This is a genomic window from Paraburkholderia polaris, from assembly GCF_012927345.1.
Taxonomy (GTDB): Bacteria; Pseudomonadota; Gammaproteobacteria; order Burkholderiales; family Burkholderiaceae; genus Paraburkholderia; species Paraburkholderia polaris.
Genome location: NZ_JABBGJ010000014.1, coordinates 56218 through 73049, shown reverse-complemented (window position 1 = coordinate 73049; position 16832 = coordinate 56218). Strand labels below are relative to the sequence as shown.

General features: G+C 62.8%; 9 protein-coding genes and 2 pseudogenes. 7 read left to right on the top strand and 4 right to left on the bottom strand.

Features of this window, described 5'->3' with window-relative positions; all coding sequences use genetic code 11:
- Nucleotides 1-89 precede the first annotated feature (89 nt).
- The 4 genes and pseudogenes from HHL24_RS44785 to HHL24_RS14680 all read left to right on the top strand — a co-directional run.
- Nucleotides 90-1022 (top strand): tyrosine-type recombinase/integrase, encoded by a 933-nt coding sequence (locus tag HHL24_RS44785; RefSeq protein ID WP_169486185.1) that lies wholly within the window; start codon nucleotides 90-92, stop codon nucleotides 1020-1022.
- 20 nt (nucleotides 1023-1042) lie between these two features.
- A complete protein-coding gene (locus tag HHL24_RS14690; protein WP_169486184.1) occupies nucleotides 1043-1291 on the top strand; it encodes a hypothetical protein in 249 nt (82 codons plus the stop codon).
- 269 nt (nucleotides 1292-1560) lie between these two features.
- A pseudogene (locus tag HHL24_RS14685) lies at nucleotides 1561-4437 on the top strand (two-partner secretion domain-containing protein); the annotation flags it as partial.
- Nucleotides 4438-5090: 653 nt separating this feature from the next.
- A pseudogene (locus tag HHL24_RS14680) lies at nucleotides 5091-6485 on the top strand (ShlB/FhaC/HecB family hemolysin secretion/activation protein); the annotation flags it as partial.
- 418 nt (nucleotides 6486-6903) lie between these two features.
- Here the strand turns inward: HHL24_RS14680 and HHL24_RS14675 are convergent.
- On the bottom strand, nucleotides 6904-8115 hold the full coding sequence (locus HHL24_RS14675) for an MFS transporter (protein WP_169486182.1): 1212 nt from the start codon (nucleotides 8113-8115) through the stop codon (nucleotides 6904-6906).
- Between the two features lie 388 nt (nucleotides 8116-8503).
- Here HHL24_RS14675 and xdhA point away from each other — a divergent pair, with 388 nt between their 5' ends.
- The 3 genes from xdhA to xdhC all read left to right on the top strand — a co-directional run bounded on the left by xdhA (nucleotide 8504) and on the right by xdhC (nucleotide 13175).
- Nucleotides 8504-10033: a xanthine dehydrogenase small subunit gene (xdhA, locus tag HHL24_RS14670; RefSeq protein WP_169486181.1), complete on the top strand. Its 1530-nt coding sequence runs from the start codon at nucleotides 8504-8506 to the stop codon at nucleotides 10031-10033.
- A gap of 29 nt (nucleotides 10034-10062) precedes the next feature.
- Nucleotides 10063-12438: a xanthine dehydrogenase molybdopterin binding subunit gene (gene xdhB / locus HHL24_RS14665; RefSeq protein ID WP_169486180.1), complete on the top strand. Its 2376-nt coding sequence runs from the start codon at nucleotides 10063-10065 to the stop codon at nucleotides 12436-12438.
- Nucleotides 12439-12608: 170 nt separating this feature from the next.
- A complete protein-coding gene (xdhC, locus tag HHL24_RS14660) occupies nucleotides 12609-13175 on the top strand; it encodes a xanthine dehydrogenase accessory protein XdhC (protein ID WP_169486179.1) in 567 nt (188 codons plus the stop codon).
- 11 nt (nucleotides 13176-13186) lie between these two features.
- Here xdhC and HHL24_RS14655 read toward each other — a convergent pair whose 3' ends face one another.
- From HHL24_RS14655 to HHL24_RS14645, 3 genes are all read right to left on the bottom strand, one after another.
- The gene (locus tag HHL24_RS14655; RefSeq protein WP_169486178.1) at nucleotides 13187-14167 is read right to left on the bottom strand and encodes a LysR substrate-binding domain-containing protein; all 981 of its coding nucleotides are present in this window, start codon (nucleotides 14165-14167) and stop codon (nucleotides 13187-13189) included.
- A gap of 245 nt (nucleotides 14168-14412) precedes the next feature.
- Nucleotides 14413-15057 carry a 2-hydroxychromene-2-carboxylate isomerase gene (locus tag HHL24_RS14650; RefSeq protein ID WP_169486177.1) on the bottom strand — a complete coding sequence of 215 codons (645 nt, stop codon included), beginning with the start codon at nucleotides 15055-15057 and terminating at the stop codon, nucleotides 14413-14415.
- 237 nt (nucleotides 15058-15294) lie between these two features.
- Nucleotides 15295-16791 carry a TAXI family TRAP transporter solute-binding subunit gene (locus tag HHL24_RS14645; protein ID WP_169486176.1) on the bottom strand — a complete coding sequence of 499 codons (1497 nt, stop codon included), beginning with the start codon at nucleotides 16789-16791 and terminating at the stop codon, nucleotides 15295-15297.
- Between the last annotated feature and the right edge of the window lie 41 nt (nucleotides 16792-16832).

Here is a 16832-nt window from a genome sequence, read left to right as displayed (position 1 = left end):
TTCCTTGATCTGGTTTTGGTGCCTTTCCTTGAAGCGAGATCGTACGTAAACGCGAACGCGCGCACCGCACCGAACACGCCGCGAAGGTCGTGCCGACGATCGACGGATTCATTGATGGCCACTACGGCAAGCGCCTGCGCGCAACCATCAAGACCGCGCCGAGGACCATTACCGAACTGCGCAAGCTGGGTAAGGCTTTTCCTGGCACGATGAACCGCATCAGTGTGCAGCAGGTGCTGGAGTGGGCCTATGCGGAACTGGAAAAGGAGGTCGGCGAGGACCGCATCATGTGCCCGGCGTCGGTCCGGCGCAAGCTGACCGCGCTGCGCGGACTATTCTCCCACGCGATCAGGCTCGACTTCATCACCGCAAATCCGGTCGCCCAGGTGATGAACGATAACAAGGCGCTGTTCGACGAAGGCGAAGGTCGCGACCAGTGGCTGCGCCCGGACATGGAAATCCGGTTGCGCGCGGCGCTCGATGTACGTGAGGCGCGGCTGCGCACGAGTCATGCGCAGATCGACTCAGATGCGCGCTGTGACGTCGTCTATGGTCCCGATGCTGCCTACGTCGATCATGTCAAGCCAGCGGTGCTGGTCGCGCTTGGCACCGGCCTGCGTCGCGGCGAACAGATGCAACTTCAATGGCCCGACGTCGATTTTGACAACGAGCGTATCCGCGTTCGCAAGGCAACCAGCAAGGGCGACCGCACGCGCTATGTGCCAATGTGCGACGAAGTCATCCAGGTGCTGAAGGCATGGAAGGCGCAGACCTGTAGCGGCCCGGTGCAGCCGATCCTTGGTGGGGGAGCGCTCGCGCTCGCCGGTTTCCTTTTGCGCCGGTACGCCAACCCTGCCTTGTGCCCGGCCACCCGATTGGCGTCGGAGCCGGGTCATGCAACCCGCAAAAGGAAGCCGCACCATGCATGCAATCCCCGCCCATTCCAGGCTGACGCAATTCGCCTGTCGCGAGTCCATCAATACGCGCCGCGCCCCAGTACGCGCCTTAATCGAGCCTTGTAACAGCGCAACTGAGGTGCGTCATGGCTAAATTTCTGCACCCAGACCGGCAGCAAAATGACGCCGCATTCGACGCCGCTGTTATCCGCGTTGACCAGCTGCAGGCTCTGGCGGGACTTTTGAGCCTTGAAGAAGTAGCCGAGCAGTTCTCCGGACTTGACCTGGTCGGACAGGTTTCGATTTTCGGTCTGTTCGAAGCAGCCCTGTCTGATGTACGTGCCGCTCTTGCTCGAGCGGCGCACAACGAGTCAGCGGATGACATCGCGCGTTAGACGGACCCGACAGGCGCCCAGGATACCGGGAAGCATGCCTTGCTGTTCTGGATTGCGGGTCGCTTTGTGCACCTGAATTGATAACTCTTAAGCCCGCCAAGTGCGGGCTTTTTTTGCGCTGCTTCATATCCGTTCGACGATCGATAGGACGAGTCTGATTTGATGTGAAGCGTTGTATCTGGCTCAAGTGTGGTGAGAACTCCGACCCTGATCGTTTCATCTGGCGCTAGTTTACCGCTCACTAGAAATTAGCATAACGAACGGGCCAGATGAACAGGAACAACTACCGGCTGGTATTCAGCCGACTGAGAAACATGCTTGTAGCCGTCGAGGAAACTGCCACGGGGACAGGGAAACAAAACGGAGAGACCAGGGCATGCAACCGCGATAACCCGGCAGGTCATTCAGCGCTGTTCACCTTGCGGCAAATCGCGTTCGCCGCACTTGCGCTACTCGGCGCGCTGCCGTCGTGGTCAGGCGCACAGATCGTACCGGGTGGCGCACACGCGCCTTCAGTCATACAGACACAGAACGGACTCGACCAGGTGAACATCAACCGGCCTTCGGGCGCCGGTGTGTCGATGAATACCTACGGCCAGTTCGACGTGCAGCAGAAAGGCGCAATTCTGAACAACTCGCCGGCAATCGTGCAGACGCAGCAGGCCGGCATGATTAACGGCAATCCGAATTTCGGTCCCGGCCAGTCGGCGCGGGTCATCGTCAACCAGGTCAACAGCAGCGCGGCGAGCCAGATCAACGGCCATCTCGAAGTTGCGGGACAACGCGCGGAAGTCGTCATCGCGAACGGGTCGGGTATCAGCGTGAACGGCGGTGGCTTCATCAATACGTCGCGCGCAATCCTCACGACCGGCACGCCGAACTTCGCGTCAGACGGCTCCCTTTCGGGCTTCAACGTGACGGGCGGGAGTATCACGATTCAGGGCGCGGGGCTGAACACGACCGATGTCGACCAGGTGGACCTGCTCGCGCGAGCCGTGCAGGCCAACGCGGCGATCTACGCGAAAAACCTGAACGTCGTGACGGGCGCAAATGCCATCGACCACGACACGCTCACCGCCACGCCAATCGCGGGCAACGGTCCAGCGCCGGGCGTCTCCATTGATGTGAGCAGCCTCGGCGGTATGTATGCGAATCGGATCGTTCTGGTGGGCACGGAAAACGGCGTTGGCGTGTCCACCAAAGGCGTGCTTGCCGCGCAGGCGGGCGATCTGACGCTGACCACACAGGGCAAGCTCGTCCTCACCGGACAGACCAGCGCGAGCGGGAACCTCGCGCTGTCCGCGCGTGACGGCATTGACAACAACGGGACGACCTACGCCCAGCGGAACGTCAGCGCGACCACGTCGGGCGCGCTCACGAATAGCGGCCTGCTTGCCGCTCAACAGAACATGACCGTTGGTGCGGGCAGTATCGCATCAACGGGTACGCTCGGCGCGGGCGTGAACGGCGACGGCAGCCTGGCGCAATCGGGCAACCTGTCGGTAACAACAGGCGGCGCGCTTGCGTCGACCTGCCGCAATGCAGCGGGTGGTAACGCGAACCTGCAAGGTGCATCCATCAATCTCGCCGGTAGCAGCACCTCAGCGAATGGCAACCTCGTCTCGACCGCGACAGCGGGCGACCTGAACACTTCAGGCGCGACGGTCACGGCAGGCGGCACGCTCACGGCCGATGCAGCGGGTACGCTGACCAATGACAACGGCACGCTGTCGTCGGACGGCACACTGACGGTCAAAGCGGGTGCGCTGTCAAACCGCAACGGCCAGATCGTATCGGCCGGCACGCTCTCGGTAAACGTCACGGGTGCAGTCTCGAACGCGGGCGGCACGATGCAGGCGGCGGGCGCGCTGACGGCGAGCGCGGGCTCGTTTGATAACACTGCCGGACGTGTTGCGTCGCTGAACGGTGACGGGCTGACGCTCTCCGCGGCCGGCCTGCTGAACAATGGAATGGGCGGCACCGGGGCTGGCACCATCGGGGGCAACGGCAATGTGACCGTGCAGGCCGGACAGATCGCAAACGCGGGTTCAATCACGGCCGTTCAGAACCTGATAGCGGCTGCTGTGCAAACGCTGTTCAGCAGCGGCACGCTGGCGGCGAACGGCAACGTCAACGCATCGGCCGGCACGATACTGACGAACGCGGGTCAATTCGGCGCGGCCGGTGCGCTCACGCTCTCGGCGGCCACCTTCGACAACAGCCACGGCTCGGCCAGCGCCAACCAGTTCACGCTGCACGCGGCGAACCTCGTCAACCACGCGGGCACCATCACGCAGACCGGAACCGGCGCGACGACGCTCGACGTAACGGGCACACTCGACAATTCGGCAGACGGCACGCTGCAAAGCAACAGCACGGACCTGACCATTGCACCGGCCACGCTCGACAACGACGGCGGCACGATTACGCACGCCGGCAAAGGCAAACTGACAATCAACACGGGTAATGGCGCGGGTGCCGTGTCCAACGTTGGCGGCGCGATTACCACCAACGGCCAGGCCGCGATTCAGGCCGGGACGCTCAACAATACGGCGGGCTCTGTCATCGGCCAGAACGGACTGACGGCGACAACCATTGGCGCACTGAACAACACAAATGGCAAGCTGCTGTCGAATACCGACCTGAGCGTGGCCAGCGGCACGCTGAACAACAACGGCGGCCAGATCGGCGCGGGCATGAACGCATCGGTCCGGGCGGGATCACTGACCAACAGCGGCGGCTCGATTGTCGCGCCGAACCTCACGGTGACGACCGGCAGCACGCTCGACAACAGCGGCGGCGACATTGAGGCGAACCAGCTTGCGCTGAACGCGACGGACCTCGTCAACCACGGCGGCACGATCACGCAATACGGCCTGTCGTCGATGGGCTTCAATATCAGCGGCACGTTCGACAACTCGAACGGCGGCACATTCCAGACCAACAGCACCGACCTGACACTTGCCCCTGGTGTGCTCATCAATGACGGTGGTTCGATCCTCGATGCCGGAACGGGCAGGCTGACCATTGCACCGGGCAACGGCGCGGGCACCTTCTCGAACGTCGGTGGCAGGATCATCACCGCAGGCCAGCTTGCCGCGCAGGCCGGCAGCCTGAACAACTCGAATGGCGTGCTCGCCGCTCAGGGCAATATCGCGGCGAACATCACGGGCAACGTGAACAACACGCAGGGCGCAGTTCGCTCGCTCTCGTCCCTCTCGCTCGATAGCGGCGGCACGCTGACGAACACAAACGGACAGATCCAGTCCGGCACGGGTGCGGCGAGCGACGCGAGCACACTCGGCATACAGGCCGCGTCCGTCGATAACACGAACGGGCTTGCCGGCAATCTCGGCACAGGCGACACGACCATCCACGGTGGCAACCAGACCGTGAACACTGGCGGCGTAATGACGGGTAACGGCAATGTGGCCGTCGATACCTCGGCACTCGTGAACACGCAGAACGGCCAAGTGAGCGGCGCGAACGTTACGGTGCAGGCCGGTACGGTCGATAACACCGGCGGCCAGATCGGCAACCTGACCGGCTCGAATGGCAATGTCGCGATCACGACCGCCGGCGCCGTCACGAACACGAACGGCCAGATCGGCGCGACACATAACCTGTCCGTCAGTGCTGCGGCACTCACGGGAGGAGGCGCATACAGTGCGGCCAATGATGTCGCGGTAGCCGTACAGGGCGATTTCGCGCCCACGCCAGATTTGCAGTTCGCCGCAGGCCACGACGTGACCTTTACCTTGCCGGGGACATTCCGCAACGGCGCGACGCTGGAAGCGGCGAACATTACCGGGGCCAATGCGTCGGGAAACAAGGTATCGACGTGCTCACCAAGGGACTGCAACAGGCAATTCTGAGCCGCGGCTACGTCACCACGCGCGTACTCGTGCAGCCGCAAGACCTGACGGGCGGAAGCCTCACGCTTACGCTTGTGCCGGGTGTCTTGCGTAACATCACTTTCGCCGACAATTCGGTGTGGGGCACATGGAAGACTGCCTATCCGACGCGCGGCGGCGATCTGCTGAACCTGCGCGATCTTGAACAGGGTCTGGAGCAGATGAAGCGCGTCAGCAGCCAGGACGTGAGCATGGAAATCCGCCCGACCGATGTACCGGGCGAAAGCGATGTGGTGCTGTCGGTCAAGCGAGCGAAGCCTTGGACCTTCGTCGCTTCGGTCGATAACTCGGGCACCGAGTCGACGGGTAAATGGCATGGTAACGTCAGCCTTGGCATCGACAATGCACTCGGCCTGAACGACGTGTTCACGGCTGGCGCGAATCAGGATCTGTCGTTCGGCAACAAGTCACTTGGCTCGCATGGGTTCAGTGGCTCGTATTCAATCCCCTGGGGCTACTGGACCGCGACACTGTCGGGCAACACCAACACGTACTACCAGAACATCGCGGGGGTGAACCAGACGTTTGTTTCAAGCGGCAACTCTCAGACGGCTGCGTTGCGACTCGCACGTGTTATCACGCGTAGCCAGAGCGACGTGCTTGGTGGCTACGTGCAGCTATCGAAGCGCTTCGGTGCCAGTTTCATCGACGACACGGACTTACCGCAGCAGCAGCGTGACAACACGTTTCTGGAATTGGGCATGACCGACCGACATTACTTCGGTGCTGCACAGTTTGACGGGACGCTCGCCTACCGTCAGGGTATCGGTGGGCTCGGCGCGACGCCCGACCCGAACCCGGGCGGCCCCACATACCGGTTCCACATGGCTGTGCTTGATGCGAACCTGTCGGTGCCGTTCGCCGTTGCGACACAGAACTTCCGCTATGTGACGACCGTACACGGGCAGTTCACGAACGACACGCTGTTCTATCTGGACGACCTGACGATCGGCAGTCGCTACACAGTGCGCGGCTTCGACGGCGAGACAATGCTGGCGGCAGAACGCGGTTTGTACTGGCGTAATGAGCTACAGGTGCCGCTCGGGCAGACCGGGCAGACGCTATACGCGGGGATCGACTATGGGCGCGTGTTCGGGCCTAACACGGCATTTCTGGCGGGCACGCAACTGGCGGGTGCCGTGGTCGGGATTCGCGGCGGCATTCCATCGCGGTATATGGGAGTCTCGTATGACCTGTTTACGGGGACGCCGATCTACAAACCGGCTGGCTTCCCGACCGCACGGGCGATGGTCGGGTTTCAACTGACTGCCCAGTTCTGAAGCGCAGGGGCACGGGCAGCGTGGCGCGAGCAAAGTCCCGTGGCAATCAATGTAAGCAACCAGCTCGAACGCTCGCGCAGGGTTCGGAAACAGGGGCCGTGCAGATTCCCGCAAGACTTCCGCAAATTCCCCACTGACTCCCCACGGAACGTATTTGGATGGACGCCGCAACGGAGCTAACCGCTGCAACCCTTGCCTGGCAAGGGTTGCAGGGAATACGGGTTTACCTGCATAATGCCTCTGTGCGGGGCGGCGCTAATAGGCCATTAACAAAACAAGGAAAGGCCCCAAAGCCAGAGCAAGGAAAGGCCAATCCCTTAGGCATACAGACGAACAAGCGCCGCGAAGGCACAAAGATCAAGAAAAGGCACCCAAACCAGAACCACAGACGAACAACACGCCGAGCGAGCAAAAAAAATCAAGTAGCAGCAGGCGCATTCGGCGCCCGCGAATTGCGCAGATACATCATGGTCGACAGCACGACTGCCAGCGCTGAAGCCACCGCTGCAAAGAGAAACACTTGCGCATAGCCGAACTCCCCAGCGATATACCCGGCCAGCGGCCCGGTAATCCCCAGCGAGAGATCGAGAAACACCGAATAGGCCGACAAAGCCGCGCCACGGCTAGCGGGCGGCACAAGCCCAACCGCCTCAACACCGAGAGCCGGGAACACCAAAGCAAACCCAAACCCGGTCAACGCCGCCCCAGCAAGAGCGATATGCGGCTCAGGCGCCAGCCACAACATCAACAGCCCGGCGCATTCAAACGAAAACGAAGCAATCGCGACCCGGAACCCGCCGTAGGCCTTGATCGTGTTGGCGAACAGCAAGCGCGCGCCGATGAACAGCGTGCCGAAAACAGTCAACGACAAAGCCGCATTGGGCCAATGCCGCGCGGCATAAAACAGCGTGATGAACGTCGCAATCGACCCAAAGCCGGCCGACCCCAGCGCCAACCCGATCCCATGCGGCAGCACCCGCGTGAACACGCTCCGGTACGACATCCGCTCGCCATGCACGATCGGCACCGGCGCAATGGGCCGCGCCAGATAAAAGCCGAGCGCCGCCAGCAGAATCACCAGAATGCCCAACGCGGCGAACCCAACCGAGTGCGCAATTGCCACACCGAGCGGCGCGCCAATCGCGAGCGCGCCGTAAGTCGCGATGCCGTTCCACGAAATCACCCGCGCATTGTTGCTCGTACCCACCCGGCCAATGCCCCACAAAATCGCGCCGGTGCCGCACAGGCTTTCGCCGAAACCGAGCACGAGACGGCTGCACACCAGCAATCCCAGGCTCAACACCGGCCAGCGCCCGCACAACACGGCCAGCAGCAACAAAATCCCGCTCGCGCCACAGCCCAGCAAGCCGATCGTCACCGTCCGCTTCGGCCCCAATGTGTCGGCCGAACGGCCGGCCAGCGGCCGCGATGCCAGCGTCGCCAGGTACTGCACGCTGATCGCCGCGCCGGCCAGGATCGCGCTGTAACCCAGGTCGTCGTGGACGTAGCCAGGCAGCACCGCGAGCGGAATGCCGATCGTCAGGTAGCAAAGAAACGTGAAAAAGACGACCGGAATGATCTGCATGGTCGTCGCAAATTCGCTGCGAGGTGTCGCTGAGTCGGTGGACATGGGGAAAACGAGACTTGAAAACGGCGGGAAGGCGTGATTTTCCCATGGAACCGATTCCCTTGCAGGGATTGCTTAATAATTTTGGCGACTAAAAAAGGGTGCCAGAGTCATTTAGTCGTTCGTTTTCACCCAGCACGAGCGGTCTTTTCATGCGCAGCAAGTCAATGGACCGTAACCAGAAGTGGTTATAAAGCTGCAATTGTTATGAAAATATGGCAAAACAGTCACGTCAACATAAGCCGGCCGACCCTCAAACCTATCTCTATATCGTTTTGTGAATATGTCCCGCATGCGATCCCTGCTATGGGTTGTATTTATTGACGGTGATAGTTTTCGAACCATCATCGCAGCACGTCCCACGGACACAGAACATTGAGAGTAACGAGACATGACTGAGCCGATTCGCTTCTACCACCGCAACGCAATCCGCGAGATCAAGGATGCGCCTGTCACCCGCACCGTCCTGCAGTATTTGCGCGAGGACGCGCATTGCACCGGCACCAAGGAAGGTTGCGCCGAAGGCGACTGCGGCGCGTGCACGGTCGTGATCGGCGAGCGCAACGAGGCGGGCGGCGTCGATTTCAAGGCGGTGAACGCCTGCATCCAGTTCGTGCCGACGTTGGACGGCAAAGCGCTTTTCACCGTCGAAGACCTGCGTCAGCCGGATGGCTCGCTGCATCCGGTGCAGGAAGCGATGGTCGAGTGCCACGGTTCGCAGTGCGGCTTCTGCACGCCGGGTTTCGTGATGTCGATGTGGTCGCTGTACGAAAAGCACGGCCATGAACATAGCTGCGCGAACAAGACCGTGCCGTCGCGCGACGCGATCAGCAACGCGCTGACCGGCAATCTGTGCCGCTGCACCGGCTATCGTCCGATCGTCGACGCCGCTGTGCGCATGTTCGAAGCCCCCGCGCCGAAAGCGCCGGTCAATGTCGACGCGTTGTCGAAAACGCTCGCTACGCTCGAGCGCAAGGACACGTTTCACTATCAGCACGCCGGCCAGCAGTTCGCCGCGCCGCGCACCGTCGACGCGCTCGCGAAAATCAAGGAAGCCGAACCGGCTGCCCGCATCCTCGCCGGCAGCACGGACATCGGCCTGTGGGTCACCAAGCTGATGCGTGATTTGGGCAACATTGTCTACGTCGGCCAGATCGCCGAGCTGCAAAAGCTCGAAACCAATGACGACTGGATCGAGATCGGCGCGGGCGTGACCGTCGAAAAGGCTTATGCGGAAATCGCGAAGCAATATCCGGAACTCACCGAAATGTGGCAACGCTTCGCGTCGCTGCCGATCCGCAATGCCGGCACGCTCGGCGGCAACATCGCCAACGGCTCGCCGATCGGCGATTCGATGCCTGGCCTGATCGCACTCGGCGCGCATGTGATCGTGCGCGGCGGCGAGATCGAACGCGAAATGCCGCTCGAGGATCTGTACCTCGCGTATCAGAAGAAGGACATGGCGGAGCATGAGTTCGTCGTCGGACTCAAGGTGCCGACCCGCACCGGCGCGCGCAAGAACCTGCAGTTCCGCACCTATAAGCTGTCGAAGCGTTTCGACTCGGACATCTCGGCCGTGTGCGCCGCGTTCTCCTTCATCGCCGACGGCAACGTGATCCGCGAGCCGCGCATTGCGTTCGGCGGCATGGCTGCCACCTCGAAGCGCGCGACGCATGCCGAAGCCGTGCTGCGCGACGCCGAATGGCACGAAGCGACCGCGCAGGCCGCGATGCTCGCGCTCGGCAACGACTACGCGCCGCTTAGCGACATGCGTGCGACCAGCAACTACCGCCTCGAAGCGGCGAAGAACACGTTGTACCGCTTCTGGCTCGAAACGCGTCCGAACAATCCGCTGCCGAAGAGCGCACTGGATGTTCGTGCGGTTGCCGCTGCTTGCGCACCTGTCGGCGCAAGCGCCTGAGACGCCACAAGGATACGGAGAACATTAGAATGAATCAGCATGCCGAACCGTTCCTGAAAGACCTTCAGGATCTCGACGACTTTACCCAGGTCCACATCTCGCGTCCGCACGAGTCCGCGCATCTGCACGTGAGCGGCCGCGCCACTTATACCGACGACATCCCGACGCTCGCTGGCACGCTGCACGCCGCGCTCGGCCTGTCGCCGAAAGCGCACGCGAAGATCGTCTCGATGGCGCTCGACAAAGTGCGTGCCACGCCCGGCGTGGTCGCGATCTTCACTGCAGGCGATATCCCCGGCGTCAATGACGTGGGTCCGATCATCCACGGCGACGATCCGATTCTCGCCGACGGTGTCGTGCAATATGTCGGCCAGCCGATGTTCATCGTGGTTGCGACCTCGCATGAAATCGCGCGTCTGGCTGCGCGCCGTGCCGAAGTCGTCTATGAAGAGTTACCCGCGATCCTTACCGCACAACAGGCCCGCGCCGCGAACCAGCACGTCCTGCCGCCGATGAAACTCGCGCGCGGCGAAGCCGGCACGAAGATCGCCCGTGCGGCACATCGTGAAGCCGGCGAGATGCTGCTCGGCGGCCAGGAACAGTTCTATCTGGAAGGCCAGATTTCGTACGCGGTGCCGAAGGACGACGACGGCATGCACGTCTACTGTTCGACGCAGCACCCGACCGAAATGCAGCACATGGTCGCGCACGCGTTGGGCGTGGCGTCGCACAACGTGCTGATCGAATGCCGCCGCATGGGCGGTGGCTTCGGCGGCAAGGAATCGCAATCGGGTCTGTTCGCATGCTGCGCGGCGCTGGCTGCATGGAAGCTGCTGTGCCCGGTCAAGCTGCGTCCGGACCGCGACGACGACATGATGGTCACCGGCAAGCGCCATGACTTCCACTACACGTATGAAGTGGGCTATGACGACAAGGGCGTGATCGACGGCGTGACGGTCGACATGACCTCACGTTGCGGCTTCTCCGCCGACCTCTCCGGTCCGGTGATGACGCGCGCGCTGTGCCACTTCGACAACGCGTACTGGTTGTCCGACGTGACGATCGACGGCTTCTGCGGCAAGACCAACACGCAGTCGAATACCGCGTTCCGCGGCTTCGGCGGTCCGCAAGGCGCGTTCGCGATCGAGTACATCATGGACAACGTCGCGCGTTCGGTGGGCGAAGATTCACTCGACGTGCGCCGTCGCAATCTGTACGGCAAGACCGAGCGCAACCAGACGCCGTATGGGCAGGTGGTCGAAGACAACGTGATTCACGAGCTGATTGACGAACTTGAGGCGACCAGCGAATACCGCGCGCGCCGTGCGGCGATCAACGAGTTCAATGCGAACAACGAAGTACTGAAGAAGGGTCTGGCGCTGACGCCGGTCAAGTTCGGTATCGCGTTCAACGTGACCCACTTCAATCAGGCCGGCGCGCTGGTGCACATCTACACCGATGGTTCGGTACTGGTGAACCACGGCGGCACCGAAATGGGCCAGGGTTTGAACACGAAGGTCGCGCAGGTCGTCGCGCATGAACTGGGCATCGGCTTTAACCGCATCCGCGTCACGGCGACCGATACCAGCAAGATCGCCAATACGTCGGCGACCGCTGCGTCGACCGGTTCGGACCTGAACGGCAAGGCTGCGCAAGATGCCGCGCGCCAGTTGCGTGAACGCCTGTCAGCCTTTGCCGCCGAGCGTTTCGGCGCAGGGCAGGTGACTGCCTCGGAAGTGCGTTTCGTGCACGACCGCGTGGCGGTCGGCGAGGTGATCGTGCCGTTCGAAGAAGTGATCGCGAAGGCCTACGTCGCGCGTGTCCAGCTCTGGTCGGACGGTTTCTACGCAACGCCGAAGCTCTACTGGGATCAATCGAAGCTGCAAGGCCGCCCGTTCTACTACTACTCGTACGGCGCGGCCGTGTCGGAAGTGGTGATCGATACGCTGACCGGCGAAATGCGCGTGCTGCGCGCGGACGCTTTGCATGACGTGGGCGCATCGCTGAACCCGGCGCTCGACGTCGGCCAGGTGGAGGGCGCGTTCATTCAGGGCATGGGGTGGCTCACGACTGAAGAGCTGTGGTGGAACGCGGGCGGCAAGCTGATGACGCACGCTCCGTCCACCTACAAGATTCCGACCGTCAACGATACGCCGCCCGATTTCCGTGTGCGTCTGTTCAAAAACCGCAATGCGGAGGACAGCATCCATCGTTCGAAGGCGACCGGCGAGCCGCCGCTGCTGCTGCCGTTCTCGGTGTTCTTTGCCGTGCGCGATGCGGTGTCGGCCGTGGGTAACCACAAGGTCAATCCGCCGCTGAATGCGCCCGCGACCAGCGAGGAAATCCTCAAGGCCGTCGGCGCCGTGCGGGCGGCGACTGCGGCGACTGCGGCGGCGCGGCAGTAAGCGTTGCCATGAGCGCGTGACGCTGGCGTAGCCGCCGCGTTACGCGTGAAATTGCGAGGAACTGTCTGTAGCCGCGAGGGCCGTCAGTGCAGCCAGCAGTCGCGAGCAACCGTTAGAAATCTTCAGGCAACGTCATCGTGCAAATATCGAAACCAACTGGATTGATCGCCATGAACGACTTTTCATCCGTTCAGATCGGCCGGCGCAGCGCCGTGCAAGCGCCGCGTCCGGCACCGATGCACATCGTGCTGTTCGGCGCGGGGCACGTCGGCCACGCGCTCGTCACGCTGCTTGGCAGCCTGCCGTGCGTCGTCCAGTGGGTCGATGAGCGCGACGAACTGTTCCCCGACGAAACGCCGGCCAACGTGCAGATCGAAGCAACCGATACGCCCGATGCGATCGTCGACACGGCGCCGCCCGGCGCGTATTTTCTTGTGATGACGCATAACCACGCGCTCGATTTCTCGCTCGCCGCGCGCATCATGCGGCGGCGCGATTTCACCTACTTCGGCATGATCGGGTCGAAGACGAAGCGCGTGAAATTCGAGCGTCGATTGCTGGATCGCGGCGTGGATCTGGATCGGCTGGTGGAGATGACCTGCCCGATCGGCGTGACCGGCATCGTCGATAAGGCGCCTGCGGCAATTGCAGTCGCGGTATGTGCCGAGTTGCTGCAGATCCGTACGCGCGAGGCCGCGGCGCAGGCGGTGGCACAGAAGCTTTGCGCGAGCGTCTAAGCGGAAAGCGGTCAGTCCGCCGCGGCTGACGTTTCTTTTTTCGCCGGCCGTTTCGCGCGCCGCACCTTCTGCGCGACCAACTCGTCCGACACGTGCGACATCAACGTACGCAGCCAGCCGACATCGCTCGGCCGATCCGGCTGCGGATGCCATAGCTGATAGCACTTGATGCGTGGAAACGGAATCGGCACTTCGACCACGGCGAGCGGCAGGATGCTCGCATAGTGCATCGCGAAACGGCGCGTGGTTGTGAAGATCAGATCCGATTGCAGCAGCGTTTGCGGCACGAGCCCGAAGTAGGGCAGCGTGGCTACGATGCGCCGCTCGGCGCGGGCCCGCGCGAAGCCGATGTCGACGGCGCCGCCGCTCGCGCCGCTATAAGGCGTCGGCGCGAGATGCGGCGCGGCGAGATACGCCTCGCGCGTCATCGGCGTGCGCGTGAGCGGATGGTCGGCGCGCATCAGGCACACCACGGTATCGGAGAACAGGTCGCTGCGCTCGAAACGCGGATCCGGCTTCGGCCAGTTGCCGATCACCAGGTCGAGTTCGCCCGCATCGAGCGCGGCCGAATGGTCGAGCATCGGGCTCAGCGAATCGATCTCCAGACGCGCATGCGGCGCCGCTTCGCGAAACTCCGCGATCACGGTGGGCATGAAGAAATCGTTCAGATAGTCCGGTGCGGCCACGCGGAAGGTGCGGCGCGAGCGGCCGGGATCGAAGTCGCCGTGCGGCGTCGCAACGAAATCGACTTCGCGTAGCACACGTTGCGCCGAGGCGAGCAACGATTCGCCGTATTCGGTCGGCACCATGCCCGACTTGCCGCGCACGAGGATCGGATCGTTCAGCGTCTCACGCAGTTTGCGCAGCGCGGTGCTGATGGCGGGCTGGGTCTGGTTCAGACGCAGTGCGGTTTGTGTGACGCTGCGCTCGACGATCAGCGTGCGCAGCACGCGCACGAGCCAGATATCGAGGGAGGCGGCGGAGTCGTCCATGGTTTAGGCGAGGCGGTGCAAGCAGGTCGGGTCCGGATGAAGCGTCGTACGGAGCCGCCCGCGAGCCGGACCGCGAGAGCGAGGCGCAAAGGTTATAACCTTAGGCCCGTTTGCGGTGTGGCGGCATAGCAGGCACGGTATGGCCAGCATCAGGACAGCCTTTTTGACGCTATCACGTCGAAAAAGGCATGCGCAGATGCAAGCACGGCGTGCCTGTTTTCACGAATATTACGTCTTGCTTTCGCTCAGTTGTCCGCAAAGCCGGAAGGCAGCGAACTAACCCGCTTCACTTCCTTCGACTCGAGCCAGTTCGGCGTGCGTGCGCAATACAGCACCATGGGCAACGCGTCTTCGCCCCAGAACAATTGGTCGTTCAGACGGAAAGTCGGCACGCCGTAGACGCCTAGACCGATTGCATCCGCGGTGTTGCGCTGCAATTGCGCTTTCACTTCCTCGCTTTTGATGAGTTCCGGGCCGTCCGGCATCCCGACGCGCTCGCACAGTTCGGCGAATGCTGCAACGCTCGACGGATCGCGGCCTTCACGCCAGATGAAACGGAAAATCTCGCGGACGAAGCTGATGTCGCCCTTCGCCGCGGTGGCGAGCAGGAGCGGCTTCATCGAGTCGAACGGATGGGCCGGCGGCATCTTGAACGGAATGCCGAGTTGCTCCGCGCGAAACAGCGCGTGGCGGTACAGGAAGGTGCGTTTGGCGGGCACGCTATAAGCGGGCCGCTGGCCCCAGTGGCTATACAGATCGTTCAGCACAACCGGCGTGAACGCGAAGTCGAAGCCCGGCCATTTGTCGTGTTGCTCGAGCAACAGGTACGTGAACGGCGAGACAAAATCGTAAAACCACAGCGGTTGCCTGGGGTCGATGCCAACAGTCATAAATGTCTCCCGGATTGCCCTTTCCGAACGGTGTCGTCTGCTGGACCGTCGGAATTGTAATGATCTTACGCGGTGCAGCCGCTGCTTGCACCGGTGAATATGCTTTCGGGCCGGCGACGGCCGAGATGGGGACGTCGAACCCGCCTGGGGCGCTGCCGTTGCGATCGATGTCAGCGCCCAGTTGGGCGCGCGCCAGCGGCGGACGTCGAATTCGACTTGTCGGGTCGATACGGGCCCCTACGCGTGGCGGCCGGCCGAAGGCTCGTCGGCCTCGGCGGCTCCCCGTGCTTCAGGTGATTCCGTTGCGTCATCGGCTTCTGGCTCGCCCGCTGAAGCAGGTGGTGGGGGCTCGTCGCCGGGTCCGCCCGGTTCGCCCGCTGCGTCGCGCTGAGCCTCGCGGCTATGCGTGAGCCGCTCGCGCACGAAGCCGATATGCTCGCGCAGCACGTAGAACTGATCCGCATAGGCGAGCGGCATTTTCAGACCGTTCACCGATTCTTCAATCGCATCGAGCTGCTCGATCAGCGACGCGCGTTCGGCGGCCGAGTGCTCGCTGAGCGCGCTTCGCTCGATCGCGATCAGCGCGCCGTACCAGCGGTAGATGCGCGATTTCACTCGCCACGCGTACAGCGACGGCACGAGGCGCAGCGCCGGAATCAGCAGCACGATCAGCGGCACCACGACCACCAGCAGCCGGTCCGCGAGGCTTGCGAGCCAGAACGGCAGGATCCGGTAGAGGAAGCTCTTGCCTGACTTGTAGTAGCGGGCAGCGTCGTCGCTGATCGGGAAATCGTGCGCGAGCGGCGCGGGGAATTCGCCGGCGCGCTGCATGACGTTCGCCTTACCGTGGACCTCGCGTGCCGCTTCGATCAGCAGATCGGAAAGCGCGGGATGCAGCGAATCGCGCGCCACCAGTTCGGCGGTCGGCGCCACCATATGAATCGGCGTGGACGGCAGGTTCTTGCCGAGGTCGAACGCGCCCATCGGCATTTCGAGCTGTGTCAGATACGGAAAACGGCGGGTGTAGGCATCGGCCTGGGTGAAGTCGTAGAACTGCACATTCGGCGTGCGATAGAGCTTACCCATCACCGCTGGTTGCGCCGAATCGCCGGCCAGAAAAGCGGCGTCGACTTTGCCTGCGACGAGTGCCTGGGCGGCGTCGTCGCCCGAGAGCGGCAGCAGTTTGGTCGGGCCGCCCGGCACGATGCCGTTTGCCTTCAGCAGCGCGAGCGCCAGTTCGCGCGTGCCGCTGCCCTCGGCGCCGACCGCGAGGCGCAAGCCCTTGAATTCGGAGAGCCGCGCGACCGTCGGCCCGTGATAGAAGATCGCCAGCGGCACATAGGCCACGCTGCCGAGCGACATCAGGCCCTCGCTTGCCGGCCCGGGTGCGACGCCGTCCTGCACGAAGGCGACGTCGACATTCGACTTCGGGTCTGAAAGCCGCTTGAGATTCTGCAGCGAGCCTTCCGAGGACAACACGTTCAGGGTGATACGGTTGCGCGCCAGAATCGCCTTGTACTTCTGCGCCGCGTTCCAGAAGGTGCTGCCTTCGGGGCCGGCGCTAATCGTCAGCGTACTGGGCGGGGCGGGCTGGATCAGGCGCACGGCGACCCAGATCGCCGCGACGGCGATCAGCAGGATCGGTCCGAACGAGACCGCCAGATCGCGCCAGGAGATCGCCACGAAACGGGCGACGAGACGGGGAGGGCGTTTGCGGCCGGTGGCTGGCTTCATCAGGTGACGTGATGGCTACGGTCGAAAGTGAACAGGGTGGC

Bases quoted from the DNA above. Each gene is read 5' to 3' on its own strand.
- HHL24_RS14655 (WP_169486178.1), bottom strand. From the start codon at position 14,167: ATGGACGACTCCGCCGCCTCCCTCGATATCTGGCTCGTGCGCGTGCTG.
- HHL24_RS14645 (WP_169486176.1), bottom strand. From the start codon at position 16,791: ATGAAGCCAGCCACCGGCCGCAAACGCCCTCCCCGTCTCGTCGCCCGT.
- xdhC (WP_169486179.1), top strand. From the start codon at position 12,609: ATGAACGACTTTTCATCCGTTCAGATCGGCCGGCGCAGCGCCGTGCAA.
- HHL24_RS14690 (WP_169486184.1), top strand. From the start codon at position 1,043: ATGGCTAAATTTCTGCACCCAGACCGGCAGCAAAATGACGCCGCATTC.
- xdhA (WP_169486181.1), top strand. From the start codon at position 8,504: ATGACTGAGCCGATTCGCTTCTACCACCGCAACGCAATCCGCGAGATC.
- HHL24_RS14650 (WP_169486177.1), bottom strand. From the start codon at position 15,057: ATGACTGTTGGCATCGACCCCAGGCAACCGCTGTGGTTTTACGATTTT.
- xdhB (WP_169486180.1), top strand. From the start codon at position 10,063: ATGAATCAGCATGCCGAACCGTTCCTGAAAGACCTTCAGGATCTCGAC.
- HHL24_RS14675 (WP_169486182.1), bottom strand. From the start codon at position 8,115: ATGTCCACCGACTCAGCGACACCTCGCAGCGAATTTGCGACGACCATG.